A 23140-nucleotide genomic window follows, 5' to 3' on the forward strand; every position below is an offset into this window, starting at 1 on the left:
CAGCGTGAGCGCAATCGGTGACGGGACCGGCCGGGCCGGTCAGCATCGGTGGCATGACCGAACAGCAGCTGACGTTCCACTGGTTCCTGCCCACCTACGGCGACTCGCGCGGGCTGATGGCGGGCGGACACGGCAGCTTCATGTCCGGCGACCGGCCCGCGACCCTGCGCTATCTCAACCAGCTCACCGCCGCCGCCGAGGACAACGGCTTCGAGGGCGTGCTGACCCCCACCGGCGCCTGGTGTGAGGACGCCTGGCTGACCACCGCGATGCTGGTCCAGACCAGCGAGACGCTGAAGTTCCTGGTCGCGCTGCGCCCCGGCCTGGTCAGCCCGACGCTGGCCGCCCAGATGGCCGCGACCTTCCAGCGTCATTCCGGCGGGCGGCTGCTGCTCAATGTCGTCACCGGCGGCGAGCAGCGCGAACAGGAGGCCTACGGCGACTTCCTGGACAAGACCCAGCGGTATGCGCGCACCGGGGAGTTCCTGCACATCGTGCGCTCGCTGTGGGAGTCGACCGAGCCGTTCAGCTTCGACGGCGAATACCTGCAGGTCAAGGATGCCGTGCTGGGCGCGCGCCCCGATCCGGTGCCGCCGGTGTTCTTCGGTGGGTCCTCCGGCCCGGCCGGGCCGATCGCCGCCCGCTACGCCGACACGTACCTGACCTGGGGCGAGCCGGTCGACGCGGTGGCGAAGAAGCTGGACTGGATCCGCGGGCTGGCCGCGATCGAGGGCCGCACCGTCGACTTCGGGCTGCGCATCCACGTGATCAGCCGCGACACCGCCGCCGAGGCGTGGGCCGAGGCCGACAAGCTGCTGTCCGGGATCGCGCCCGGCGAGATCGAGCGGGTCCAGGCCAACCTCGCCAAGAGCGACTCGGAGGGGCAGCGCCGGATGGCGCGGCTGCACAACGGCCGCACCGACAGCCTGGAGATCTCGCCGAACCTGTGGGCGGGGGTCGGGCTGGTGCGCGGCGGCGCGGGAACGGCGCTGGTCGGCTCACACGCCGAGGTCGCCGACCGGCTGCTCGAGTACGCCGCGATCGGCATCGACCATTTCGTGCTGTCGGGGTACCCGCACCTGGAGGAGGCGTACTGGTTCGGGGAGGGCGTGCTGCCGATCCTGGAGCGCAAGGGGGTGTGGCGGCATCCGTCGCGGCCGGTCGCGCCGCCGTCGATCGCGCCGTTCACCGCCGCCGCCAGCAGTTGATCCGTCCGGAACAGGACGTGGTTCCCGAGGGGATGGCGTCCTGTTCCGGTGTGCGCCGGGCGAATCGGCAGACGGTGCCGGATTGCATTCGACGCAAACGGGCGGACCGTGGTTGCGCGCAACAGTTTTCGGCGCCCATCGAAATCGCTCTGACCTGGCACGATCCCGCTTCGCCTGCGATGCCTGGCCGCAGTGGTTCTCCCCCATCGGTTTTCGGCAGCCAGTGCATCGGGGGTTCCACGTGAATCAGTGACGCGGGCGATCCGCGGTCCGGTCGACACCGAGTGGCCGCCCGGGACCGGCACGGAAGCATCGCGGTGACGCTGGTTAGGCTCGGCCCGTGACCCTCACCGTCGGCTTCGATCTGGACATGACGCTCATCGACTCGCGTCCCGGGGTGGCCGTGGCGATCGACACCCTGGCCGCCGAGTTCGACCTGCCCATGATCGGCGCGCACTTCGCCGAGCACCTGGGCCCGCCGCTGGCGACCCTGCTCGGTGACGCAGGCGCCCCCGACGATCTGATCCCGCACCTGGTCACCCGCTACCGCGAGCTCTACCCCGGCGTGATCGACCGCATCCCCGCACTGCCCGGCGCGGCCGACGCGCTCGCCGCCGTGCGGGCGCGCGGAGGCCGGGCGCTCGTGGTCACCGGCAAGTTCGAGCCACACGCGCGGCTGCATGTCGAGCATCTCGGCTGGCAGGTCGACCACCTCGCCGGTGACCTGTGGTCCACCGGCAAGGCCGATGTCCTCACCGCCCAGTCCGCACAGGTCTTCGTCGGCGACCACGCGGGCGACATGCGGGGGGCCAAGGCCGCCGGGGTGCTGGCGGTCGGGGTCACGACCGGTCCGTACGACGCCGACGGGCTGCGCGCCGCGGGCGCCGACATCGTTCTCGACGACCTCACCGGTTTCGCCGGGTGGCTCTCGGAGCACGCGGCGTCCGCCGGCTGAGCCCGCCGCGCGCACAACGCTTTTCCGGGCCGGTCCGGAACCCCGCGCGGGCGTTGCCCGTTGACCGGTCATGCCGACGGACCCCTACTGGAACCACAACACCCACTACCATCCCTGGATCCTCGATCAGGTACCCGGCCACGCCCGCACGGCACTCGACATCGGCTGTGGTGACGGCCTTCTCGCGCGCAAGCTGGCGACCCGCTGTGACGCGGTCCTCGGCGTCGACCTCGACGGCCAGGCCATCGCCGCCGCCCCGCCCGCCGCGAACGTGCACTACGAGAAGGCCGACTTCCGCGATGTGGACGACACTTTCGATGTCGTCACCGCGGTGGCCACCCTGCACCACGTCCCCCTGGCCGAGGGCATGGCCGCCCTGCGCGCTCTGGTCGCCCCCGGCGGCGTCCTGGCCGTCGTCGGCCTCTGGAAGATGCACCCCCTCACCGATATCGCCTATCTCCCCCTGCTGCCCGCGGTCTGGATCACCGACCGCCGCCACCGTGCCGCGGCGGGCGGCCCCGAGGTCACCATCCGGGACCCCGAGGACACCCTGTCCGCCATCCGCGCGGCCGCTGCCACGCACCTCCCCGGCGCCCAGCTCCGCCGCCGCCTGCTGTGGCGCTACACGCTGGTCTGGCGCAGCCCGGGTCAGCCCGGATAGGCCGCCACCAGGCCGCCGTCGACGATGATGTCCTGCCCGGTCACATAGGACGCCTCGGCCGACCCGAGGAAGGCGACCAGGGCGGCGACCTCCTCGGCCGTGCCGAACCGGCCGGTCACCACCCGGCCCGCCGCCATGGCCGCGAAGTCCTCCGTCATCGCGCCCGCGGACATGGGGGTGTCGATGTAGCCGGGGCTGATCGAGTTCACCCGGATCCCGCGCGGCCCGAGTTCGGTGGCCAGGGTGCGAGCCAGGTTGTGCACGGCGGCCTTGGTGGCGGCGTAGAGGGTGAGCGCGCTGTCGGCGCGGTGCAGGGTCCACGACGCGTTGAGCACCACCGATCCGCCCGCGGCCAGCAGCGGCACCGTCTTCTGGACGGTGAAGAAGACGCCTTTGAAGTTCACCGCGACCGCGCGGTCGAAGAGTTCCTCGGTGATCTCGGGAAACGGCGCGAACGTGCCGGCACCGGCGTTGGCGAAGACCAGATCGAGGCGACCGAAGCGGGTGGCGACGGTGTCGGTCAGCGCGTCGAGTGCGCCGAGATCGGCGGTGTCGGCGGCGATTCCGGTCGCCTGCGGGCCCAGCTCGGCGGCCGCGGCGCGCACCCTGTCCGCGGTGCGGCCGGTGACGATCACCTGGGCACCTTCGGCGATCAGCCTGCGCGCGGTGGCCAGGCCCATGCCGCTGGTGCCGCCGGTGACGAGGGCGACGCGGTCGGTGTAGCGGTTCATGCGAGTCCTTCGGTGAGATGGTCGGCGAGGGTGTGCAGCCAGGCCGAGCGGTGGTTGCCGACGAGGTGGTCACCGCCGGGAATGCGCAGGTAGCGGCCTCGCGGTGCGGCGTGGGCCAGGGCGGCGCCGTCGGTGACGCCGGGGATCACGTCGTCGTCGCCGTCGACCACCAGCAGTGGGCAGCGCACGCGCGGGGCCAGGTCGGTGAGGTCGACGGTGGCGGCGAAGTCCGCGGCGGCGGCGCGTGATCCGGCGCGGCGGGTCATCAGGTCGCGGACCGGGTCGGGCAGGTGCGGCCAGTCCAGCCGGTAGGGGCCGCTCACGGTGGCGGCCACGACGATGCGTGGGTCGCGCGCCGCGGCCGCCGCGACATAGAAGCCGCCGAGGCTGAGACCGACGATGCCGACCCGGGTGACGCCCAGAGTGTCGATCGCCGCGGCGACGACGGCCGGATAGTCCCGATCCAGCGTCGAAGTGGCGGCATTGACGCCTTGGGCGGGACCGTCCATCGCGAGGACGCGCAGGCCGCGGGCCACGAGTGCGTCTGCCAGGAGATGGAATTCGTCTTTGCTCGAATCGAGGCCGGGCACCACGATCACCGTGCCGGCGGCGGCTGCGGGACCGCGCAGGATTCCGGTGAAGCCGGGGCCAGCGCACCGGCGAGTGGATGGGTCCAGCAGGGAGTAGCCCTGTTCGGCGGCCGCGTCCGCGGCGGCCGCGGCGACTGCGCGATCGTCGTCGGGTACCAGTGTGGCCAGGTGCGACCAGCGGGCCGCCAGGAGCAGGTTGTGACCCCGCGTGATCGCCGATCCGGGAGTGTTCCGGTGGTGGTCGGCGGCCGCGACGCAGGTGGGCGCCCACTCGGCGGGGGTGCCGATATCGGCGCAGATCCGCCGGTAGTCATGGGGATCGATGCCCGCCGCGGTGGCCCGGCTGAACAGGGCGTCGACCAGTTCGGCGATCATCGGCCCGCGCTCGTGGTCAGGACGGCCTTGCCGCGTATCCGGCGCTCCCGCAGGTCCACGAGCACGCGCGCGGCCTCGGACCAGTCGGCGACTTCACCGATCTCGGGATGCAGTCGTCCCTCGGCGACCAGCCGCACGAGGGTGGCCAGATCGCGCCCGTAGGGTCCGCCCGCGTAGTGGAAGTGGCGGATCGTCGCGTTCTCCGGACCGGCGAAGAAATCGAAGAAGTTCAGGGTCGCCGGGGTGCGGCTCGCCTGACCGAACCAGACCAGGGTGCCACCGGGTCGCAGCAGTGCCAGACTCGCGGCCGTCGCTGCACCGCCGATCGACTCGAGCACGATGTCGAACGGGCCTGTCGCGGCCGCGATCTCGTGCACCACCCGGGTTGCGCCGAGCGCGGACAGGCGTTCGCCGCGTTCGGGTGTCGCGGTGAGGACGGTGACCTCGGCGCCCGCCGCGGCGGCCAGTTCGGTGACGTAGTGACCCACACCGCCGGAGGCCCCGGTCAGCAGGAGGCGCGCGCCCGGCACCGGGCCCGCCGCGCGCAGCAACCGCAGGGCCGTGATCCCGGCCAGCGGCAGGGCGGCCGCCGTCACCACGTCGAGGGCGTCGGGCAGCACGGCGAGCGAGTCGGTCGGCACCGCCACGTAGTCGGCCCAGCCGCCCAGCGCCGGATGACCGATCACCCGGGTTCCCATCGACGGACCCGAGCCGTCGGCCGCGGCCTGCACGACCAGTCCCGCGATGTCCTTGCCCGGCAACAGGTCCGGGCGCGGATTCTCCAGCAGGAACGTCTCACCCCGGTTCGGGGCGAAGGCCCCCACGCGCACCAGCGCCTCGTCGGGTCGCGGCACGGGTTCGGCCGCCTCGGTGAACGCGACCGGCCGCCGGGGGTCGCCTGTCGGAATCAAACGCTGCATGACCCCAGGCAACCGGCGCACCGTGTCCACCGGCCAACAACCGGGCGGCACACCCGACAACGATCGGTTGTCGCCGCTGGCAGCACGGCTGTCCGGCTAGGGTGGACGACTGTGGATCTGGATCTCGCGACGGTGCGCGCGTTCGTGTTCGTCGCCGAGGAACGGCATTTCGGCCATGCCGCGGCGGCGCTCGGGCTGAGTCAGCAGGCGCTGTCCAAACGGGTGGCGCGGCTGGAATCGACCCTCGGCGTGCGGCTGCTGGACCGCGACCATCAGGGCGTGCGGCTCACCGAGGACGGCGCCCGCTTCCTGCCCGGCGCACAGGACACCCTCGAAGCCAACGATCGGGCCGTCGCCGCCCTGCTCGACGAGCAGCGTCCCGTGCGCGTGGACGTGTGGGGCCACCTCTACGCACCGCTGCGCAGCCTCGCCGGTCTCGCGACCGCCCCGGGTGCGCCGCCGCTGGAACCCGGGCACGGTCGTGACCTGCCCGCCGTCGCCGCGGCACTCGCGCACGGTGACATCGACGCGGGTTTCGGCCGGGTCCATCCCCCGCTGCCGCCCGGCCTGACCCATCGCCTGATCCGCCTCGAACCGGTCGATGTCCTGCTCGGCGCGGACCATCCGCTGGCCGCCGCGCCCGAACTGCGCCCCGACCAGCTGCGCGACAGCGTCCTGCATACGCCCGCGGCCCTGGTCCGCCTCGATTTCCTGGCCCGCTTCGCCGAGCGTTTCGGGATCGCCGAACACCGCACCACCCCGAATCTCGGCCTGGCCCCGATGCTCTCGGCGCTCGCCGCCGACCCCCGCGGTTTCGTGCTGCTCCCCGCCGACGTCGAGACACCGGAAGTCCGCGGTGTCCGCGCGATCCCGCTGGTCGATCCGACACCGCTGTACGCGTGGTCGCTGATCTGGCGGTCCCGCCCCACGTCGCCGCAGGTGGACGCCCTGCTCGCCGTCCTGGTGCGCACGGCGGGCGAACGCCGCTGGCTGGAATACGATCCGGCCCGCGACTGGCTGCCCGCCGCCGGCTGACCAGTGCGCGACCGGCGCAACGGTTTTCGACGCTCCCGGGCCGGGTGATACAGTCCGCGCAGTTCGTGTACGGGGGAGGGTTTCGCACAGCGTGACGATGAATCGCACCAGATGGATCGTGGCGGGGATCTGCGCCGTGGTCGTCGCCATCGTGGCGGTGATCGTGGTGGTCGTGGTGACCGGGGACGAGGATCCGCGCGAGTTCGTGGCCGAGAAGTACCAGCGGGCGCGCACGCTCGACCAGGCCAACGACGGGATCGCGTTCACCACCGGCGGGGCGCCCGCGGTCGTGGCCGCCGCCATCGCGAAGGCGACCGATCCGCGCGACCAGCGCAATACCGGCGAGCACCACTACCTGCGCTTCGCCCACGACCTGATCGCGGTGTCCCCACACGCGGGCGGTTCGCTGATCCTGGTCGACAGTCTCGCCAACGGCATCCGCAGGCACCACTCGCACGTCAACAGCTACAGCTGGACCAGCGGTTCGGCCGCGGGCGACTACCGCGGCGGCGGTAGCGATTCCGGCGGCAAGTAGAAGGAGAACACTCATGCTCGCCGACCTTGCGGCGGACGCGGGCGCCGCGCTCGCCTATTCCGCGGTGGGAATCGTGCTGATGGCCGTCGGTTTCGGCCTCGTCGACCTGCTCACCCCCGGCGACCTGCGCGCCCAGATCTGGATCGAACGCAATCGCAATGCCGCGATCCTGCTGGCCTCCAACCTGTTCGGTGTCGGCATCATCGTCGCGGCCGCCATCTGGACCTCCGAGGGCCGTATCGCGCAGGCGCTGCTGGCCAGCGCGATCTACGGCGTGATCGGTCTGGCCGCGATGGCGGTGGCGTTCGTGCTGCTCGACGCGCTCACCCCGGGTGACTTCCGGGCCGTGGTCGCCGACCCGGAACCGCATCCGGCGGTGTGGGTGACGGCGTCGGCGCACGTGGCGGTCGCGCTGGTGGTGGCCGCGGGTCTGACCTGATGCCGCGGCACCGCCTGGCCAGGGCGGCGCTGCTGGCGACGGTGTTCGTCTGCGCCGCCTGCGGTCTGGTGTACGAGCTGTCGCTGGTGACGCTCGGCAGCTACCTGATCGGTGACACCGCGGCGCAGGCCTCGATCACGCTGAGCGTGATGGTGTGCGCGATGGGGGTCGGGGCGCTGGCCGCGAAACCGTTGCGCCGCCGCGCCGCCGCCGCGTTCGTCGCGGTGGAGCTGGCCCTGGCGGTGGTCGGCGGGCTCTCGGTCGCCGCGCTCTACGCCAGCTTCGCCTGGCTCAATATCTACACCGGCACCCTGATCGTGGCGGCGGCCGTGATCGGCATGCTGGTCGGCGCGGAGATCCCGCTGCTGATGGAGTTGTTGCAGCAGGTCCGCAAGCAGGAGGCCAGCAGCGCTGTCGCCGATCTGTTCGCCGCGGACTACGTCGGCGCCCTGCTGGGCGGGCTGGCGTTCCCGTTCCTGCTGCTGCCGGTGTTCGGCCAGATCCGTGGCAGCCTGGTCGTGGGCGTCGTGAACGCCGTCGCGGGGCTGGCGCTGGCGTTCTTCTTCTTCCGCGACCGGATGACCCGGCCCGCCCGGCACAGCCTGGTGGCCGCCACCCTGGTGGTGGCCACCGGACTCACCGGCGCCTATCTCTACGCCGACCGGTTCGAGGCGACCGCGCAGCAGGCGCTGTTCGCGCATCCGATCGTCTGGCAGACCCGCACGCCGTATCAGCAGATCGTGCTCACCGAATCGTTCTCCCCGTTCGGCACCACCGACACCCGGCTGTTCCTCAACGGTGGATTGCAGTTCTCCTCCGTCGACGAGTACCGCTATCACGAGGCGCTGGTGCATCCGGTGCTCGCGGGGACCCGCCGGTCGGTGCTGGTGCTCGGCGGTGGCGACGGGCTGGCCCTGCGCGAGATCCTGCGCTACCCCGATGTCGAACAGGTGACGCTGGTGGAGCTCGACCCGGCGATGATCGAGCTCGCCCGCACCGACGCCCGCCTCACCGCGCTCAACGAACACTCCTTCGATGATCCGCGGGTGCGGGTGGTCACCACCGACGCGTTCTCCTGGTTGCGCGGCGCGCCACGGGATTTCGACGCGGTGATCGTCGACCTGCCCGACCCGGACCAGACCTCGGTGGCCAAGTTGTATTCCGAGGAGTTCTACGCGATGACCGCGCACGCGATGGCACCCGGCGCGCGCATGGTGGTGCAGTCCGGTTCCCCGTTCTTCGCGCCGCGCTCGTTCTGGACCATCGACGCCACGGTGCGCGCCGCCGGGCTGCGCACCGCGCCCTATCACGTCGATGTCCCGAGCTTCGGCGACTGGGGATTCGTCCTGGCCGCCGCCGACACCCCGGTGCCCACCCTGCGGACCCCCGGCCCACTGCGTTCGCTCGACGGGCCCACTCTCGCCGCCGCCACCGCCTTCGCTCCCGATCGGCGCGCGGTCGACCCCGAGGTCTCCACACTCATGCGCCCGGTGATCCTGGACCTGCAACGCCAGGAGTGGCGTTAACCGCGCGCGGCGGTCTGGGCCTGCCGTGCGGTGCGCCCGCCCGCAGCGGTGACGATCCCGAAGGCGATCAGGCTGTCGGCGGTGTCGCGGACGGTCTGCTCGATCGGGCGCATCGTCCAGCCGAGTTCGCGACGGGCCTTGTCCGCGCTGACCCATTCCGTGCGGCCCAGGGTCGGCAGAGTGAGCCGGACGCTCTTGTCGAACAGCGCGACCACCCGGATCAGCAGGTCCGGCAGCAATCGGGTCGGCACCCGGAATCCCTGCGCGGCGTAGTCACGCGCCAGCAGCAGCGCCAGGTCCCGCATCCACAGCGGCTCCCCCGCGCAGATGTAGCGGTTGCCCACGGCGGCGGGCACTTCCATGGCCAGACGGTGTGCCACCGCGAGGTCGCGCACGTCGACCGGGGTCCAGCCGGTGCGCGCCGACCCCGGCACCTCCCGGCCCAGCAGCCGCTGCACCGGGACGTGCGAGGTGCTGGTCCTGGCCTCGAGCAGCGGTCCCAGGATCATGCCGGGGTTGAGTACGACCAGTTCCGGTGCGCCGGGGTGTGATTCGGCGAAGTCCCAGGCGGCGCGTTCGGCCAGGGTCTTGCTCTTCTGATAGGCGGCGGCCCGCTCGAGGACGGTCCAGTCCTGTTCGGTGCGCACGGCGTCGACCTCGTGGCCGTAGGCGACGGCGGCCACCGACGAGGTGAGCACCACCCGGCGCACGCCCGCGTCCGCGGCGGCCCGCAGCACCCGCAGGGTGCCCTCGACCGCCGGGACGATCAGGTCGTCCTCGTGCGCGGGCGGCGCCGAGGGGAACGGCGAGGCCACATGGAACACGGTGTCGCACCCGGTCACCGCCTCGGCCCAGCCCGCGTCGGTGTCGAGCGAGGCCGCGGCGAACTCCAGCTCGCCGCCGGTGCGCCGGGACAGTTCGGCGAGGTGGGCGCGCTTGGCGTGCGCGCCGAGGTCGCGCACGGTCCCCCGCACCGCGTACCCGTGCTCGAGCAGTTCGGCGATGACGTGCCCGGCGACGAATCCCGTCGCGCCGGTGACGAGTACCCGTGTGGTCATGGTGTTCACCCTTCGTGGAAACCGCTCGATCTGAGCGGTGCTCAAATAATCTAAACACCGCATAGATTTCCTGTCCAGTGCCGATCGCGGCCCCGGTCTGGCCTACGCTCGCAGCGTGAAGCGCACCAAGTACCACCACGGCGACCTGCGGGCCACGCTGATGGACGCCTGCCTGCGCCTGATCGAGACCGAGGGGCTGGCTGCGGTGAGCCTGCGCCGGGTGGCCAGGGAGGCCGGGGTCAGCAGCGGCGCGCCCTACCACCACTTCGCCGACCGCGCCGCGCTGCTCTCGGCGCTGTCGGTCGACGGGTTCCAGCAGCTGGCCGCCGACCTCGCCGCCGCGCGAGCGCAGGCGTCCGCCCCGCTCGACGCGCTCACGGCGCTGGCCGAGGGGTATGTCCGCTTCTCCCGCGAACATCCCGCCCAGTTCCGGCTGATGTTCCGGCCCGAACTCTCCCAGCCGGACAAGCACCCCGACGCGCACGCGGCCGGGGACGCGGCCTTCGAGATCCTGGCCGACACCGTCACCGAGGGCGTCGCCGCGGGCGTGCTGCCCGCCGACCGGGCCGCCACCCTCGCCATCACCTGGTGGGGCCTCGCGCACGGCCTGGCCTCGCTGTGGCTCGACGGCCATCTCGACAATCGCAGCGCCCAGCTCGGCGCCAGCACACCCGAGCTGGTCGAGGCGATCATGCGGGGGTTCACCGCACTCGTCGCGACCGCGCCCACCGAGTCCTGACGCGCCGCCGTTATTCCCGTGATCCGGCCTGGTCACTCCCCTAGAGTGGGTAGCACCCGCTCTGCCGATGCGTTTTCGACTCGACCAGGAGGCCGGATGACTGGCACCGCGAAACTCGACCCGGTGGTCGAGGCGTTCGTCGACGCGCTCAACCTGCAGGACACCGACCGGTTCTACGGTGTGCTCACCGAGGACGCGACCATGTCCGACGACGGGGTCGAACGCAATCTGGCACAGTGGACCGAAGCCGAGATCTTCAGTGCCAACGGGCATCTCGTCGTCGAATCGGTCGACGACGACGGCCTGGCACTCACCGCCGACTACACCAACAGTCGCTGGGGATCGATGCGTACCACCTGGCGGTTCGTTCTCCGAGACGGACTGATCAGCCGATTCGAAACCGGGCAGGCGTGACCGACCACAACCTTCTGATTCCGCGGTACGGCGACGGCTCGCTCGCCGATCTCCTCCCCTCCGTCCTGGCCTGCCTCGGCGCTCCCGGCGAAACCGACCGGCTCGGGCTCGCCCTCGATGTCGACCACGTGTGTGTGCTGCTGGTCGACGGCCTCGGCGCGACGGCGCTGGCCGCCGAAGCCGCCACCGCGCCGTTCCTGTCCGGACTGCCGCCCGCCACCCTGACCACCGGTTTCCCGAGCACCACCGCCACCAGCCTGACCACCCTCGGCGCCGGTGTCCCGCCCGGCGAGCACGGCGTGGTCGGCTACCAGGTGCGGCTGCCCGGCGAGGAACGGCTGTTCAACATGCTGCGCTGGCAGCTCGTGGGCGACGGCCCGAAGGTCGACGCCATGACCGCGTTCCCGTCGGAGCGAATCCAGCCGTGTACCACCGTCTTCGAGCGCGCGAGCGCCGCGGGCATCGCCGCGGTCCAGGTGGCACCGGGCTACCAGGACGGGTCGGGCCTGACCAAGGCGGGCTGGCGCGGTGGCGGTTTCCGGGCCGCGTTCTCGGTGGGTGATCTCGTCGACGGTGTCGCCCAGGCGCTCACCTCCGCACCGAAGACGCTGGTGTACACCTACCACGCCGATCTCGACTCCACCGGCCACGCCCGCGGCCCGGCCTCGCGGGCCTGGCGCTACGAACTGGCCAATGTCGACCGGATCGCCGCCGAGCTCGCGGCCGTACTGCCCCCGCGCTCGGCGCTGATCGTCACCGCCGACCACGGGATGGTCGAGCTGGTGGATCGCGTCGACTTCGGCACCCATCCGTACCTGTCCGACGATGTCGTGGCGCTGGCGGGCGAACCGCGGGCCCGCCACGTCTACACCGAGGCGGGCGCGCTCGACCGGGTCGCCGACACCTGGCGCGGTGTGCTCGGTGACCGGTTCGTCGTTCGCACGCGCGCCGAGGCGATCGAGGCGGGCTGGTTCGGGCCGCGGGTCACCGCCGACGCGGCCGCCCGGATCGGCGATCTGGTCGTGCTGGCCACCGGGGACGCGGGCGTGATCCGCAGTACCACCGAGCCGATGCAGACGCTGATGATCGGCCACCACGGCTCGCTGACTCCCGAGGAAGTGCTGGTTCCGCTGCGGATCCACCGCAGCTGAGACCCACCGCTTACGCTGTAGCCGACTCGGTGCGCACGGGCGCACAGCGGACCCTCCAGGAGGAACCATGCACGCCAGCACCCGAACCGGCGCCGTCGCGGTGGGCGTGGCCGTGCTGGCTGCCCTCACCGGCGGGTGCGCCGAGGTGGAGCGCGTCCTCAACCAGGGCGGCGAGACCAGTTGCCGCGACTACGTCAACCAGGACGCCGACACCAAGCGGATCACCATCACCAAGGCGATCAAACAGCGCAACGGCACCGACAACGAGCCCGCGGGCACCCTCGTCGACTCGATGATCGTGCAGGTCGATCTGCTGTGCGCGGGCCAGCGCAATGTCGACACCCCGATCAAGAACGCCGACATCGCCGGGCTGTTCCTCAACAAATAGCGCCACCGCTCGCGGGGACCGGACGTCCTGCCGCAAACGGTGTGCGCCGCGGTGGCGCACCTGATAAACAGGAAGCGCCACACCGGTTCTCGTCGCGGACCGGTGCGTCACCGACGAGCAGGGAGTGAACGTGGGCGCACACGACGACCCGATCGCCGGACCGTCCAGGCCCGAACGGCTCTCGGACTACCGTGGCGCCCTGGAGAAGCAGTGGAACCGGCTCGCGGCGCCCTCGCGGCCGATGCGGCTGCCCCGCGACACCGGCCCGGTGCGCACCGAGGTCGCCGAATCCTGGCAGCGTTCCCTGCACACCGTCGACCCCGGCCAGACCGTCGCCCCCGGCTTCAACGACATCAGCGACCGCTGGTCGGAGTCTCCGCTGCGCAGGCCGGTCACCGAGCTCGCGGGCCAATTGCGTGGCATGGCCGAGGAATCCGGTTATCTGGCGGTGGTCAGCGACGAATCGGGCACCATCCTGTGGACCGCGGGTGACCGCATGCTGCGCCGCCAGGGCGAGAAGGTGAACTTCGCGCCCGGCGGGGTGTGGGACGAGAGCCACATGGGCACCAACGGATTGTCGCTGGCGCTGCACGACGACAAGGCCGTCACCGTGTTCTCCGCCGAACACCTCGTCGCGGCCCTGCACGGCTGGGTCTGCTATTCCGCCCCCATCCACGGCCCCGACGGCAGGCAGGTGGGGGTGCTGGACCTGTCCTCCACCTGGGAGCGCTCGCACCCGATGGTGATGACCTCGGTGCGCGCCCTGGTCACCGCGGTGGAGACCATGCTGCGCGCCGAGGCGCCCGCGCCCGCGCCGGGGGTGCGGCTCGAATGTCTCGGCGCCGCACGGCTGTTGCGCGACGGCAGACCCGTCCCGCTGCCGCCCCGCCAGCTCGAGATCCTGGCCCTGCTGGCGCTGGAACCGGAGGGCTACACACCCGAACAGCTGCACGCCGCGGTCTACGGCGACCGCGGCGTCTCGCTCAACACCCTCAAAGCCGATGTCTCGCACCTGCGCCGGGCCACCCGCGGCGAGATCGCCAACCGCCGCTACATGCTCACCGGCGCCATCTCCTGCGACGCGGTCGACCTGCTCGCCGCCATCGAGGGCGGCGACCTCACCTCGGCGCTGTGGCTGTACCGCGGGCCGCTGCTGCCCGGCTCGGATCTGCCCGGCGTGGAGCAGTGGCGCGCGCACCTCGATGTCGGCATCCGCAACGCGGTGCTCACCAGCGACCGGCCCGAGCACGCGGTGGCCTTCGGCCAGCGCTGCCCCGGCGACATCGCCATCCACGAACACGCCCTGCGGCTGCTGCCCCGCGACGACGTCCGCCGGGCCGTCGTCACCGCCCGGCTCTACACCGCGCGCCAGTCCTGACCTGCGACGACAGCGTCACCAACCTCGTACCAACCTTCGCCGACCATAGTGTGAGCCACCACGCACAGGTCGCGAGGAGCGAGGCGCATGATCTACGGCAAGCCCGGATCGGATACCGGCATAGTCAGCTATGCCGCCCGATACGACAACTTCATCGGAGGCGACTGGCTCGCCCCCGTCGAAGGCCGGTACTTCGACAACACCTCCCCGGTGGACGGCGAGACCTTCTGCGCCGTCGCCCGTTCCACCGCCGCCGACATCGACCGCGCGGTCGAGGCCGCCCACCACGCCCGCGCGGGCTGGGCCGCGACCTCGGTCACCGCACGCGCCGACATCCTGCTCACGATCGCCGACCGGCTCGAGAACAGCGCCGAACCGCTCGCCGTGGCCGAGACCTGGGACAACGGCAAACCCGTCCGCGAGACCCTCGCCGTGGACCTGCCGCTGGCCGTGGACCGGTTCCGCGCCTTCGCCGGCGCGCTGCGCGCCCAGGCGGGCGGGATCTCCCCGATCGACGACGACACCGTCGCCTACCACTTCCCCGAGCCGCTCGGCGTGGTCGGCCTGATCCTGCCCTGGACCTCCCCGATCCTGCTGGCCGCGGCCAAGATCGCGCCCGCGCTGGCCGCGGGCAACTGCGTGGTCGTCAAGCCCGCCGAGCAGACCCCGGCCTCGCTGCTGCTGATCGTGGAGCTGATCGCGGACCTGCTGCCGCCGGGAGTGCTCAACGTGATCAACGGTTTCGGGCTCGAGGCGGGCAGACCGCTGGCGCGCGACCCGCGGGTGGGCAAGATCGCGTTCACCGGCGAGTCCGCCACCGCGCGACTGATCCTGCGTGACACCGGGGACAATCTCGTCCCGGTGTCGCTCGAGCTCGGGGGCAAGAGCCCCAACATCTTCCTGCCGGATGTCATGGCCGCCGACGACGACTATCTCGACAAGGCCGTCGAAGGGTTCGTGATGTTCGCCCTGAACCAGGGCGAGGTGTGCACGTGCCCGTCACGCGCGCTGATCCATTCGTCGATCTACGACGAGTTCCTCGCCCGCTGCATCGCCCGCACCGAGGCCGTCGTGTCCGGTCATCCGCTCGACACCGAGACGATGATCGGCGCGCAGACCGGCAACGATCAATACGAGAGGATCCTGTCCTACCTGGACATCGGCAGAGCCGAAGGCGCCCGCGTGCTGACTGGAGGGGAAGCACGCAAGGTCGACGGACTGCCCGGTGGGTACTACATCGAACCCACGATCTTCGAGGGTGTGAACACGATGCGGATCTTCCAGGAGGAGATCGTCGGACCGGTCGTCGCGGTCACCCGCTTCGACACGGCCGACGACGCGATCCGTCTCGCCAACGACACCCGCCACAGCCTCGGTGCGGGGATCTGGACCCGCGACCTGACCACCGCCCATCGGCTCGCCCGCGGGCTGGACGCGCGCCAGATCTGGACGAACTCCTCGCACACCCACCCGGCGCACGCCGCCGGCGAACACCACACCACGACCCTCGGCCACTACCAGCAGACCAAGAACCTGCTGGTGAGCTACTCGACGACGAAACTCGGGATGTTCTGATGCAGAACCGGATACACCGTGTGGAGATCACCGAACGCGCCCAGACCCTGCTCCGGCGGCTCATCGAGGACAACGGTCCCGTGCTGTTCCGCCAGGCGGGCGAATGCCGCGACGACAATCTCACCCCGGTGTGCCTATCGGCCAAACAGTTCCCGATCGAGAAGGACGACGTGCTGCTGGGCCGGTTGAGCTGGCACACCGAGTTCTGGATCAGCCCCGAGCAATTCGAATGCTGGAAGGGCACCCACCTCACCGTGGACGCGGTGCGCGGCCAGGCGGGCACCGACTCGCTCGAAGCCGGCGCGGGCATGCGGTTCGTGCTGCGCGCACGCAGGCTCACCGACGCGGAGAACGCGGCGCTGGCCGCCGGACCGCCCCCACGCACGGGCGCCGACCGCACGCTGTAGCGGCGCCCCCTCGACCTGACCTGGCGGGATCTTCCCGGTACCGCCAGGCCACGGCGAGCCCCCGCCGACTGGGCCATCGAGGCTCAGCCGGCGGGGCGCGCTCGCCGTACCCGCACATAGCAAAATCGTTCCGCCGCAATCCAAATCACATCCCGCTCAGCGAGACACGCACGACAGATCTGCAACGATTCCGTTACGTTATGGCGATGTTCTTAGCGAGACTCGGTGTTCGCACCCGGATTCTGGCGATCGCTCTTGTACCCAGTCTGACCCTGGTGGTGGTCGGCGTCGGTACGGCGGGCTATCTCGTCGAAGAGAGCAACAAGGCCAAGACCTGGGCCTCGGAGATGGAAGCCGCGGGACCCTTCACCCGCGAGCTGATCGAATCGGTGCAGTCCGAACGCCAGCTCACCCTGGCCCATCTCGCCGGGGACGAGACCGCGGCAACCGCGCTCCCGCCCGCCCGCGCGCGCCTCGACGCCGCCTTCAAGGCGCTCATCGACATCTCCGAGGGCATCCGCGAGGTCGACGATTCCGAGATCGGTGACGACAAGGGCGGTTTCGCGACCCTCGGCACGCATCTGAGCGGTGTCCGCGGTGGCGCCGACGCCCGGATGCTCCCCCCGGCCGACGCCTACACCTTCTACAACCGGCTGCTCGACGTGTTCACCCAGGGCACCAAGGTCGCCGAGCGCGCGGCCCCCGACGCCGTGGTGGCTTCCGGTGTGGCCGAGGGCCTGCGCGTGCTCAACACCGCGGAGTCGATGTCGCGCAGCAACGCGCTGGGCCTGTCGCTGGTGGCCACCGAGGGCGCGTCGGGTATCCCGCTCGAGGAGTTCACCCGCCAGAGCGGCTTCTACCACAACGAAGTCGCCAACATCACCGCCGAGCTCACCGAGGCGCAGCGCACCGCGCTGGCCGCGCTGACCTCCTCGGCGGCCTGGCAGCAGCTCGGCGAGATGGAGAACGCGATCGCCCAGCGGTACGCGGCCCTGTCGGCCGCCTCCGCCGCCGGTGCCAGGCAGCCCACGCTCGCCCCGCTGCCGTTCACCACCGCCGAATGGCAGACCGCCGCGGCCGAAGTGAACCGCGGCCTGCTCGACGCCTACACCGGCCACAACCGCGAGGTGCAGCGCCTGGCCCAGGACACCGCGCGCCGCGCCGAGGTCAACGCCGCGCTCGCCGGTGGTGGTGTGCTCGCGCTGACCGTGCTGGTGCTGCTCATCGCGGTGATCCTGGCCAACCGGATCATCCGCCGTCTGCGCAGGCTGCGCACCGAGACCCTGGCACTGGCCGACGAACAGCTGCCCGCCACCATGCGCACCCTGCGCGAGGGCGGCGACATCGACGCCGCCGAGACCACCCCGACGCTGGACTTCGGCCACGACGAGATCGGCCAGGTGGCCAAGGCTTTCGAGCACGCCGCCTCGGCCGCGTTGCGCGCCGCCGTCGACGAGGCCCGCACCCGCGAGGGTGTGCGCGCGGTGTTCCTCAACATCGCCCACCGCAGCCAGATCGTGGTGCACCGCCAGCTCGAGATCCTCGACGAAGCCGAACGGCGCCAGGAGGACCCGGCGCTGCTCGAGACGCTGTTCCGCCTCGACCACCTGGCCACCCGCGAACGCCGCAACGCCGAGAACTTGATCATCCTGGGCGGTGGCCGTCCGGGGCGTCAGTGGCGCAACCCGATTCCGGTGATGGACGTGGTGCGCTCGGCCATCGGCGAGACCCTCGACTACGCGCGGGTGCGCGTCACCAAGCTGCCCGAGGTGAACGTGGTGGGCACCGTGGTGGCCGACCTCGTGCACCTGCTCGCCGAGCTGGTCGACAACGCGACCGCGTTCTCGCCGCCGCAGTCGCGGGTGGAGGCGGGCGGCAACATCGTCGGCAAGGGCGTGGTCATCGAGATCACCGACCAGGGCATGGGCATGAGCGCCGAGGACCTGGCCCGCTACAACGACATGCTGGCCGATCCGCCGGACTTCGGTGTCGGCACGCTGTCCTCGGACTCGCGCCTGGGCCTGTTCGTGGTCGCGCGCCTGTCCACCGCGCACGGGGTCTCGGTGCGCCTGAGCGAATCCGACTACGGCGGCATCCGCGCCATCGTGCTCATCCCGCAGCAGCTGCTGGCCGGGGAGGCCGACCCCTCGACCCTGCCGCCCGCGATGACCGGCCCGCTGCGCCGTGGCCTGCCGCCCGCCCCGGAACCGGCACCGGTGGTGGCCGCCATCGAACCGGCGCCCGCGCCGGTGGCGACGCTGGTCGCCGAGCCGCCCACCCCGCCGCGACCGATGGCACCCGCCCCGGAAGCGCCTGCCGCGCAGCAGCATCCCGGCGACGAGCGGCCCGCGCTGCCGCGCCGCAACCGGCAGGCCAATATCGCCCCCGAACTCACCGAGCCCGCCGCCGAGGCGCCCCGGGCGCCGGAGCGGCCGCGATCGGCCGAACAGGCGCGCGACATCATGTCGGCGATCGAGAACGGCACCCGTCAGGGCCGTAAACCCCTGACGGAATCGAATCAGGACGAACAGGAAGGCTGAGGTGAACTCTTCCCACCCAGGTGATCTCAACTGGTTGCTCGACGATCTCGTCGACCGGCTGGCGGGGGTCCGCTACGCGGTCGTGCTGTCCACCGACGGGCTGCTGCTCGGTCGCTCCTCGCAGATGAAGCGCGAGGACGCCGAACATTTCGCCGCCATGTCGTCGACCCTGTACGGGTTGGCGCGCAGCGCGGGCAGCCGGTTCGACGGCGGCGGTGTGCGGCAAGCGGTGATCGAACTCGATCGCGCCGTCCTGTTCGTCACCTCCGCCGGTGACAACGCCTGCCTGGCCCTGCAGGCCACCGAGTCGGCGAATCTCGGCATGGTCGCCTACGAAATGAACCTCACCGTGCAGCGGGTCGGCAACTACCTGTCGACCGAACCGCGGCACGGTCTGGCCGAACTCTAGGACGCGGCACCATGACTCGACTCGGCGATCCGTGGTTCGACGACGCGGCCGGACCTCTCGTCCGGCCGTACGCGGTGACCCGCGGCCGGACCATGGGTGCGGCGCACGATCTGGACATGCTCACGGTGGTGGTGGCGGTGCATCCCGCCCCCACTCTGCGACGCCCGGAACCCGAGTACGCGACGATCGCACAGCTGTGCAAGCGTCCGCAGTCGGTGGCCGAGGTCTCGGCCGTGCTGAAACTTCCTCTGGCGGTGACCAAGATCCTCGTCGGTGATCTCATCGGCGAGGGGCACCTCATCTTCCGGGCTCCGGTACAGGCCGAGGCCGGTGCCGGTGACCTCAACGTATTGCGAGCGGTTCTGGATGGCATCCGAAAACTTTGACCCGACGTCCGCGGGGGGCCAGCACCTGGCCGCCTCGGTCAAGATCCTCATCGCCGGCGGCTTCGGCGTCGGCAAGACCACCATGGTCTCCTCGATCAGCGAGATCGCCCCGTTGCGCACCGAGGAGCTGATCACCGAGGTCAGCTCCGGTGTCGACGACCTGTCGGGGGTGGAGCAGAAGCACACGACCACCGTCGCGCTGGACTTCGGCCGTATCACCATCGACCGGGATCTGGTGCTGTACCTGTTCGGTACCCCCGGCCAGGACCGGTTCTGGTTCCTGTGGGACGAGCTGTGCCGCGGCGCGCTCGGCGCGATCGTGCTGGCCGACACCCGGCGGCTGAGCAATTCCTTCGCGGCCGTGGACTTCTTCGAACGGCGGGGGCTGCCGTTCCTGATCGCGGTGAACTGCTTCGACGGCGCCCCGCGCTACACCGTCGACGAAGTGCGCGACGCGCTCGACCTGGATCCCAACACCCCGGTGATCCTGTGCGACGCGCGCGACCGGCCGTCCGCCAAGGCGGTACTCACCCACCTCGTGGAGTACCTCATCGACCGCGCCACCCGGACTCCGGTCACCACCTAGTACCCGGCGGGCCATACCCGAAAACCCTCCTGCTCCGCGACGATGCGGGACAGGAGGGTCGACGTGTGTCCGGGGTCAGGCCGGATCGGGCGCGGCCACGGCGTGTTCGGCGGCGCGGCTGGTCTTCTCCCAGGCCGACCAGTCGTCCATCTTGGCGCGGGCGAGGTCGAAGGCCAGGTCGTAGACCATGTCGCCGAGCAGCAGGCGCAGCGGCGGGTTGTCGCTGCCGACCAGTGTGAGCAGGGCCTCGGCGGCCAGGCTCGGCGCGCTGTCGACGGAACCCTCCGCCCACTGGGCTTCGAGCTGGGCGCGCAGCGGGGCGTAGGCCGCGATCGGGGTGGTGTTGCGCATGGCCGAGTACAGCTCGGTCCAGTAGCCGCCGGGCTGCAGGATGCTCACGCGCACACCGAAATCGGCGGCCTCCCTGGCCAGCGCCTCGCTCATGCCCTCGAGCGCGAACTTGCTGGCCGCGTACATGCCCGAGAGCGGGAACCCGGCCAGGCCGCCGATGCTCGAGACCTGCACGATGTGCCCGGACCCCTGCCTGCGCAGGTGCGGTAGCACGGCCTGGCTCACCCAGAGCGCGCCGAAGAAGTTCACCTCCATCTGTTCGCGGGCCTCGGCTTCGGTGAACTCCTCGATCATGCCCATCGACAGGGTGCCCGCGTTGTTCACGACGATGTCGAGGGTACCGAAGTGGGCGACCGCGGCGTCGACGGCGGTGACGACGGCGGCGCGGTCGGTGACGTCGAGGACCAGCGGCAGCACCCGGCCGGGGTGCGCGGCGGCGAGTTCGTCGAGGGCCGAGCCGGTGCGCGCGGCCGCGGCGACCCGGTCGCCCGCGGCCAGAGCGGCCTCGGCGAAGGCGCGACCGAGGCCGCGGCTGGCGCCGGTGATGAACCAGGTACGGGGGGCAGCGGTGCGCATGGCGACTCCTTGTCTAGACGAGACGGTCCGTCTCGTTCATGACTCATAGTGTGCACCGCGTCGCCGCGACTGTCAAGACGCAACGTCTCGTTTTATTTCCGGCCGGTCAGGCCGGGGAGATCACCGCAGCAGCCCCGCCGCGGCGAGGTCGTCGAAGAGCAGCTGATCGACCGGCGGCACCAGATCGCGATCGGCCGCGCCGAACCAGGCCAGGGCCTCGATCTCGCTGCTCGCGGTGAGCACGCCGCGATAGTCCGCGGTGTAACAGGCCATCCGGACCACGGTGCCGTCGTGCCCGGGTACCGCCGCCTCGTAGGTCCCCACGTGCACAGCGCTGTCAGGCGCCAGCTCGACGGCCAGTTCCTCGGCCACCTCCCGCACCAGCGTCTCCAGGTCGGTCTCGGCCCCTTCCCGCTTCCCACCCGGAATGAAGAACACATCCTTCCCCCGCGGCCGCCCACACAGAATCCGCCCGTCCTCGATCAGGACCCAGGCCACCGTATCGATCAACACCACCGAGGAAGAAGCCACACCCGCAGCCTAGTGGGGTTCAGTGGCCGGGGAGGACGCAGGCGGTGTCGAGGCCGAGGACTCGGTTGAGGCGGCCGAAGGCGAGCCAGGAGCCGATGCTCATGCTGAGTTCCACTACTTCGGGTTGGGTGTAGTGGGCGAGCATTCTGGTCCAGAATTCGTCGTCGAGGGCGTGGTGGTCGGTGGCGTAGCGTTCGGCGTATTCGGCCGCGAGGCGGGTGCGCTCGTCGAAGCGGTCGGTGTCACGCCAGTGGGTGACCGCGTCGGCGAACTCCGCTTCGACCTTCGCGCCGTCGCGTTCGGTGCGCCAGTCCTGACAGAACAGGCAGCCGTTGATCTGCGCGATCCGCAGGCGGGCGGCCTCGAATTCGCGCAGGCCGAGGGTGGAGTGTTCGTAGACCGACAGCGAGAACGCGGCGGCGGCGACCCCGATGCCTGGCACCATCTCGCCCCAGACGTAACCGATCGGGTCCTTGCCCTGGGGGACGTCGATGATCATGGTGTCTTCCTTCCGAGTTTGCCGACCGCGGCGCGCAGCGGCACATCGAGTGCGTCGTAGAGGCCGGGTTCGGCCGCCACCAGCCAGTCGATCGCGTTGACCAATCGGCCCACCGCCGTGGCGTTTCCGCCCGCCGCGCGATTGCCGCCCTCGTCGGAGGCCTCGATGCTGACCTCGATGCGCGGCCGTCCCTCGATGATCACGCGGTGCGCGCCGTCGCCGTCGGGTGGTGTCGGCCAGTCCGGCGCGCAATCGGCGTGGATGCGCGTGACGTGCTCGATCACGATGCGCGGCTCACCGTCGACGATGCCCTGCACCTCGAACCGCACCGCCCCCTGTGTGCCCGCCGCGAACTCCCCCATCTGCACCGTCTGCACCGTCGCATCGAGTGCACGCCGGTCCAGGGTCTCGCGGATCTCGTCGAGTTCGACGCCGAGGGCCCGGGCCATGAGCCGGATCTGGCCACCCCACACCATGGTCGGCACCGAGGGCAGCAGCATCGGCGGCTGGTAGTCCATCGGCTGGCCCATGCCGACCAGATACCGCACCGAGTCGGGCTGGTCGTAGGTGCAGTAGTCGAAGATCTCCTGACAGCGCACCACGTCGATGCTGCCGCCGACGCCGCTGATCAACAGCGGCAGGATGTCGTTGCCCCACCCGGGATCGACGCCGGAGACGAACAGCGAGCCGCCGCCCTCGGCGATCGCGGCCAGCACCGGATCGCGGATCTCGGCGGGGGCGTTGCGCGGGTCGTAGAGGGCGTAGAGCGCCGGGGTGACGACGACGGCGCCGGCGCGGATGGCCCGGACGATGTCGGCGAGCGCGTCGTCGGGGCGGATGTCCCCGGAGGCGGCGTAGACGACCGCGCGGGGCGCGGTGGCCAGCAGCGCGTCGATGTCCCCGGTGGCCCGCACCCCCAGCTCGGTGTCGAGGCCGGCCAGCGTGCCCGCGTCGCGGCCGATCTTGTCCGGGTTGTGGACCAGCACACCCGTCAGCTCCAGCACAGGATGGGCAGCCACGGCTCTGATGGCCGCACGGCCCACATTGCCGGTGCCCCAGACGATCGTGGGGATCATCGCGCGAGCGTAGCAAGCGCTTGGTTCGGTGTCCGGAATATCCGGAATTCGGGCCTCCGGAACAGGAAGACGTGACTGTGCGTCACGCACAAACCGGCCGG

At 71.1% G+C, this 23140-nt stretch carries 26 protein-coding genes; 18 read left to right on the forward strand and 8 right to left on the reverse strand.

The window, feature by feature from the left end:
* Window positions 1-53 precede the first annotated feature (53 nt).
* The 3 genes from ACFC06_RS04975 (at window position 54) to ACFC06_RS04985 (ending at window position 2824) form a co-directional block, all read left to right on the forward strand.
* Window positions 54-1208 (forward strand): LLM class flavin-dependent oxidoreductase, encoded by a 1155-nt coding sequence (locus ACFC06_RS04975; RefSeq protein ID WP_375927982.1) that lies wholly within the window; start codon window positions 54-56, stop codon window positions 1206-1208.
* Between the two features lie 340 nt (window positions 1209-1548).
* On the forward strand, window positions 1549-2163 hold the full coding sequence (locus tag ACFC06_RS04980) for an HAD family hydrolase (protein ID WP_375927984.1): 615 nt from the start codon (window positions 1549-1551) through the stop codon (window positions 2161-2163).
* 70 nt (window positions 2164-2233) lie between these two features.
* On the forward strand, window positions 2234-2824 hold the full coding sequence (locus tag ACFC06_RS04985; protein ID WP_375927986.1) for a class I SAM-dependent methyltransferase: 591 nt from the start codon (window positions 2234-2236) through the stop codon (window positions 2822-2824).
* On the opposite strand, the gene ACFC06_RS04990 is transcribed toward ACFC06_RS04985, so the two are convergent.
* From ACFC06_RS04990 to ACFC06_RS05000, 3 genes are read right to left on the reverse strand one after another with little or no spacing between them, the layout of a single operon-like run.
* Entirely contained in the window at window positions 2812-3555 is a 744-nt protein-coding gene (locus tag ACFC06_RS04990; protein WP_375927988.1) for an SDR family oxidoreductase, read from the reverse strand. The genes ACFC06_RS04985 and ACFC06_RS04990 overlap by 13 nt on opposite strands.
* Entirely contained in the window at window positions 3552-4520 is a 969-nt protein-coding gene (locus ACFC06_RS04995; protein WP_375927989.1) for an alpha/beta hydrolase family protein, read from the reverse strand. The genes ACFC06_RS04990 and ACFC06_RS04995 overlap by 4 nt, the downstream gene beginning before the upstream one ends.
* Window positions 4517-5440 carry a zinc-binding dehydrogenase gene (locus tag ACFC06_RS05000; protein ID WP_375927991.1) on the reverse strand — a complete coding sequence of 308 codons (924 nt, stop codon included), beginning with the start codon at window positions 5438-5440 and terminating at the stop codon, window positions 4517-4519. The genes ACFC06_RS04995 and ACFC06_RS05000 overlap by 4 nt, the downstream gene beginning before the upstream one ends.
* Window positions 5441-5551: 111 nt before the next feature.
* Between ACFC06_RS05000 and ACFC06_RS05005 the strand changes: the two genes are divergently transcribed.
* The 4 genes from ACFC06_RS05005 to ACFC06_RS05020 all read left to right on the forward strand — a co-directional run bounded on the left by ACFC06_RS05005 (window position 5552) and on the right by ACFC06_RS05020 (window position 8975).
* A complete protein-coding gene (locus ACFC06_RS05005; protein WP_375927993.1) occupies window positions 5552-6475 on the forward strand; it encodes a LysR family transcriptional regulator in 924 nt (307 codons plus the stop codon).
* A gap of 97 nt (window positions 6476-6572) precedes the next feature.
* A complete protein-coding gene (locus tag ACFC06_RS05010; RefSeq protein ID WP_375927994.1) occupies window positions 6573-7010 on the forward strand; it encodes a DUF4247 domain-containing protein in 438 nt (145 codons plus the stop codon).
* Window positions 7011-7023: 13 nt separating this feature from the next.
* Window positions 7024-7449, forward strand: a complete 426-nt coding sequence (locus ACFC06_RS05015; RefSeq protein ID WP_375927996.1) for a DUF350 domain-containing protein — start codon at window positions 7024-7026, stop codon at window positions 7447-7449.
* Complete coding sequence (locus ACFC06_RS05020) at window positions 7449-8975, forward strand: polyamine aminopropyltransferase (RefSeq protein ID WP_375927998.1); 1527 nt, start codon at window positions 7449-7451, stop codon at window positions 8973-8975. The genes ACFC06_RS05015 and ACFC06_RS05020 overlap by 1 nt, the downstream gene beginning before the upstream one ends.
* On the opposite strand, the gene ACFC06_RS05025 is transcribed toward ACFC06_RS05020, so the two are convergent.
* Entirely contained in the window at window positions 8972-10033 is a 1062-nt protein-coding gene (locus ACFC06_RS05025) for an NAD-dependent epimerase/dehydratase family protein (protein WP_375928000.1), read from the reverse strand. The two genes, ACFC06_RS05020 and ACFC06_RS05025, sit on opposite strands and share 4 nt — an antisense overlap.
* A 115-nt stretch (window positions 10034-10148) precedes the next feature.
* On the opposite strand from ACFC06_RS05025, the gene ACFC06_RS05030 reads away from it, so the two are divergent.
* The 11 genes from ACFC06_RS05030 to ACFC06_RS05080 all read left to right on the forward strand — a co-directional run bounded on the left by ACFC06_RS05030 (window position 10149) and on the right by ACFC06_RS05080 (window position 20006).
* Window positions 10149-10772: a TetR/AcrR family transcriptional regulator gene (locus tag ACFC06_RS05030; RefSeq protein ID WP_375928002.1), complete on the forward strand. Its 624-nt coding sequence runs from the start codon at window positions 10149-10151 to the stop codon at window positions 10770-10772.
* Between the two features lie 96 nt (window positions 10773-10868).
* A complete protein-coding gene (locus tag ACFC06_RS05035; RefSeq protein ID WP_375928004.1) occupies window positions 10869-11186 on the forward strand; it encodes a nuclear transport factor 2 family protein in 318 nt (105 codons plus the stop codon).
* Complete coding sequence (locus tag ACFC06_RS05040; RefSeq protein ID WP_375928006.1) at window positions 11183-12337, forward strand: alkaline phosphatase family protein; 1155 nt, start codon at window positions 11183-11185, stop codon at window positions 12335-12337. The genes ACFC06_RS05035 and ACFC06_RS05040 overlap by 4 nt, the downstream gene beginning before the upstream one ends.
* A gap of 67 nt (window positions 12338-12404) precedes the next feature.
* Entirely contained in the window at window positions 12405-12725 is a 321-nt protein-coding gene (locus tag ACFC06_RS05045) for a hypothetical protein (RefSeq protein ID WP_375928008.1), read from the forward strand.
* Between the two features lie 130 nt (window positions 12726-12855).
* Window positions 12856-14103, forward strand: coding sequence for a transcriptional regulator (locus ACFC06_RS05050; protein ID WP_375928010.1), 1248 nt, complete (start codon window positions 12856-12858; stop codon window positions 14101-14103).
* An 87-nt stretch (window positions 14104-14190) separates the two neighbouring features.
* Window positions 14191-15678, forward strand: coding sequence for an aldehyde dehydrogenase family protein (locus tag ACFC06_RS05055; RefSeq protein WP_375928012.1), 1488 nt, complete (start codon window positions 14191-14193; stop codon window positions 15676-15678).
* Window positions 15678-16085 (forward strand): DUF779 domain-containing protein, encoded by a 408-nt coding sequence (locus tag ACFC06_RS05060; RefSeq protein WP_375928014.1) that lies wholly within the window; start codon window positions 15678-15680, stop codon window positions 16083-16085. The genes ACFC06_RS05055 and ACFC06_RS05060 overlap by 1 nt, the downstream gene beginning before the upstream one ends.
* 206 nt (window positions 16086-16291) lie before the next feature.
* On the forward strand, window positions 16292-18625 hold the full coding sequence (locus tag ACFC06_RS05065) for a nitrate- and nitrite sensing domain-containing protein (RefSeq protein ID WP_375928016.1): 2334 nt from the start codon (window positions 16292-16294) through the stop codon (window positions 18623-18625).
* Window position 18626: 1 nt separating this feature from the next.
* Complete coding sequence (locus tag ACFC06_RS05070; protein ID WP_278265697.1) at window positions 18627-19034, forward strand: roadblock/LC7 domain-containing protein; 408 nt, start codon at window positions 18627-18629, stop codon at window positions 19032-19034.
* Between the two features lie 11 nt (window positions 19035-19045).
* Window positions 19046-19420 (forward strand): DUF742 domain-containing protein, encoded by a 375-nt coding sequence (locus ACFC06_RS05075; protein WP_278265696.1) that lies wholly within the window; start codon window positions 19046-19048, stop codon window positions 19418-19420.
* Window positions 19401-20006: an ATP/GTP-binding protein gene (locus tag ACFC06_RS05080; protein WP_336085622.1), complete on the forward strand. Its 606-nt coding sequence runs from the start codon at window positions 19401-19403 to the stop codon at window positions 20004-20006. The genes ACFC06_RS05075 and ACFC06_RS05080 overlap by 20 nt, the downstream gene beginning before the upstream one ends.
* Window positions 20007-20081: 75 nt before the next feature.
* Here ACFC06_RS05080 and ACFC06_RS05085 read toward each other — a convergent pair whose 3' ends face one another.
* The 4 genes from ACFC06_RS05085 to ACFC06_RS05100 form a co-directional block, all read right to left on the reverse strand.
* Entirely contained in the window at window positions 20082-20933 is an 852-nt protein-coding gene (locus ACFC06_RS05085) for an SDR family NAD(P)-dependent oxidoreductase (protein ID WP_375928019.1), read from the reverse strand.
* Between the two features lie 120 nt (window positions 20934-21053).
* Window positions 21054-21464, reverse strand: a complete 411-nt coding sequence (locus ACFC06_RS05090) for an NUDIX domain-containing protein (RefSeq protein ID WP_375928021.1) — start codon at window positions 21462-21464, stop codon at window positions 21054-21056.
* 19 nt (window positions 21465-21483) lie between these two features.
* Window positions 21484-21963 (reverse strand): carboxymuconolactone decarboxylase family protein, encoded by a 480-nt coding sequence (locus ACFC06_RS05095; protein ID WP_375928023.1) that lies wholly within the window; start codon window positions 21961-21963, stop codon window positions 21484-21486.
* Window positions 21960-23039, reverse strand: a complete 1080-nt coding sequence (locus tag ACFC06_RS05100) for a dihydrodipicolinate reductase (RefSeq protein WP_375928025.1) — start codon at window positions 23037-23039, stop codon at window positions 21960-21962. The genes ACFC06_RS05095 and ACFC06_RS05100 overlap by 4 nt, the downstream gene beginning before the upstream one ends.
* Window positions 23040-23140 lie beyond the last annotated feature (101 nt).

Origin of the sequence: Nocardia sp. NPDC056064, from assembly GCF_042266925.1 — a bacterium.
Taxonomy (GTDB): Bacteria; Actinomycetota; Actinomycetes; order Mycobacteriales; family Mycobacteriaceae; genus Nocardia.

Coding starts and splice junctions, on each gene's coding strand:
- ACFC06_RS04975 (WP_375927982.1), top strand. CDS start 54: ATGACCGAACAGCAGCTGACGTTCCACTGGTTCCTGCCCACCTACGGC.
- ACFC06_RS04985 (WP_375927986.1), top strand. CDS start 2,234: ATGCCGACGGACCCCTACTGGAACCACAACACCCACTACCATCCCTGG.
- ACFC06_RS04990 (WP_375927988.1), bottom strand. CDS start 3,555: ATGAACCGCTACACCGACCGCGTCGCCCTCGTCACCGGCGGCACCAGC.
- ACFC06_RS04995 (WP_375927989.1), bottom strand. CDS start 4,520: ATGATCGCCGAACTGGTCGACGCCCTGTTCAGCCGGGCCACCGCGGCG.
- ACFC06_RS05000 (WP_375927991.1), bottom strand. CDS start 5,440: ATGCAGCGTTTGATTCCGACAGGCGACCCCCGGCGGCCGGTCGCGTTC.
- ACFC06_RS05010 (WP_375927994.1), top strand. CDS start 6,573: ATGAATCGCACCAGATGGATCGTGGCGGGGATCTGCGCCGTGGTCGTC.
- ACFC06_RS05015 (WP_375927996.1), top strand. CDS start 7,024: ATGCTCGCCGACCTTGCGGCGGACGCGGGCGCCGCGCTCGCCTATTCC.
- ACFC06_RS05020 (WP_375927998.1), top strand. CDS start 7,449: ATGCCGCGGCACCGCCTGGCCAGGGCGGCGCTGCTGGCGACGGTGTTC.
- ACFC06_RS05025 (WP_375928000.1), bottom strand. CDS start 10,033: ATGACCACACGGGTACTCGTCACCGGCGCGACGGGATTCGTCGCCGGG.
- ACFC06_RS05035 (WP_375928004.1), top strand. CDS start 10,869: ATGACTGGCACCGCGAAACTCGACCCGGTGGTCGAGGCGTTCGTCGAC.
- ACFC06_RS05045 (WP_375928008.1), top strand. CDS start 12,405: ATGCACGCCAGCACCCGAACCGGCGCCGTCGCGGTGGGCGTGGCCGTG.
- ACFC06_RS05055 (WP_375928012.1), top strand. CDS start 14,191: ATGATCTACGGCAAGCCCGGATCGGATACCGGCATAGTCAGCTATGCC.
- ACFC06_RS05060 (WP_375928014.1), top strand. CDS start 15,678: ATGCAGAACCGGATACACCGTGTGGAGATCACCGAACGCGCCCAGACC.
- ACFC06_RS05065 (WP_375928016.1), top strand. CDS start 16,292: ATGTTCTTAGCGAGACTCGGTGTTCGCACCCGGATTCTGGCGATCGCT.
- ACFC06_RS05075 (WP_278265696.1), top strand. CDS start 19,046: ATGACTCGACTCGGCGATCCGTGGTTCGACGACGCGGCCGGACCTCTC.
- ACFC06_RS05080 (WP_336085622.1), top strand. CDS start 19,401: ATGGCATCCGAAAACTTTGACCCGACGTCCGCGGGGGGCCAGCACCTG.
- ACFC06_RS05085 (WP_375928019.1), bottom strand. CDS start 20,933: ATGCGCACCGCTGCCCCCCGTACCTGGTTCATCACCGGCGCCAGCCGC.
- ACFC06_RS05095 (WP_375928023.1), bottom strand. CDS start 21,963: ATGATCATCGACGTCCCCCAGGGCAAGGACCCGATCGGTTACGTCTGG.
- ACFC06_RS05100 (WP_375928025.1), bottom strand. CDS start 23,039: ATGATCCCCACGATCGTCTGGGGCACCGGCAATGTGGGCCGTGCGGCC.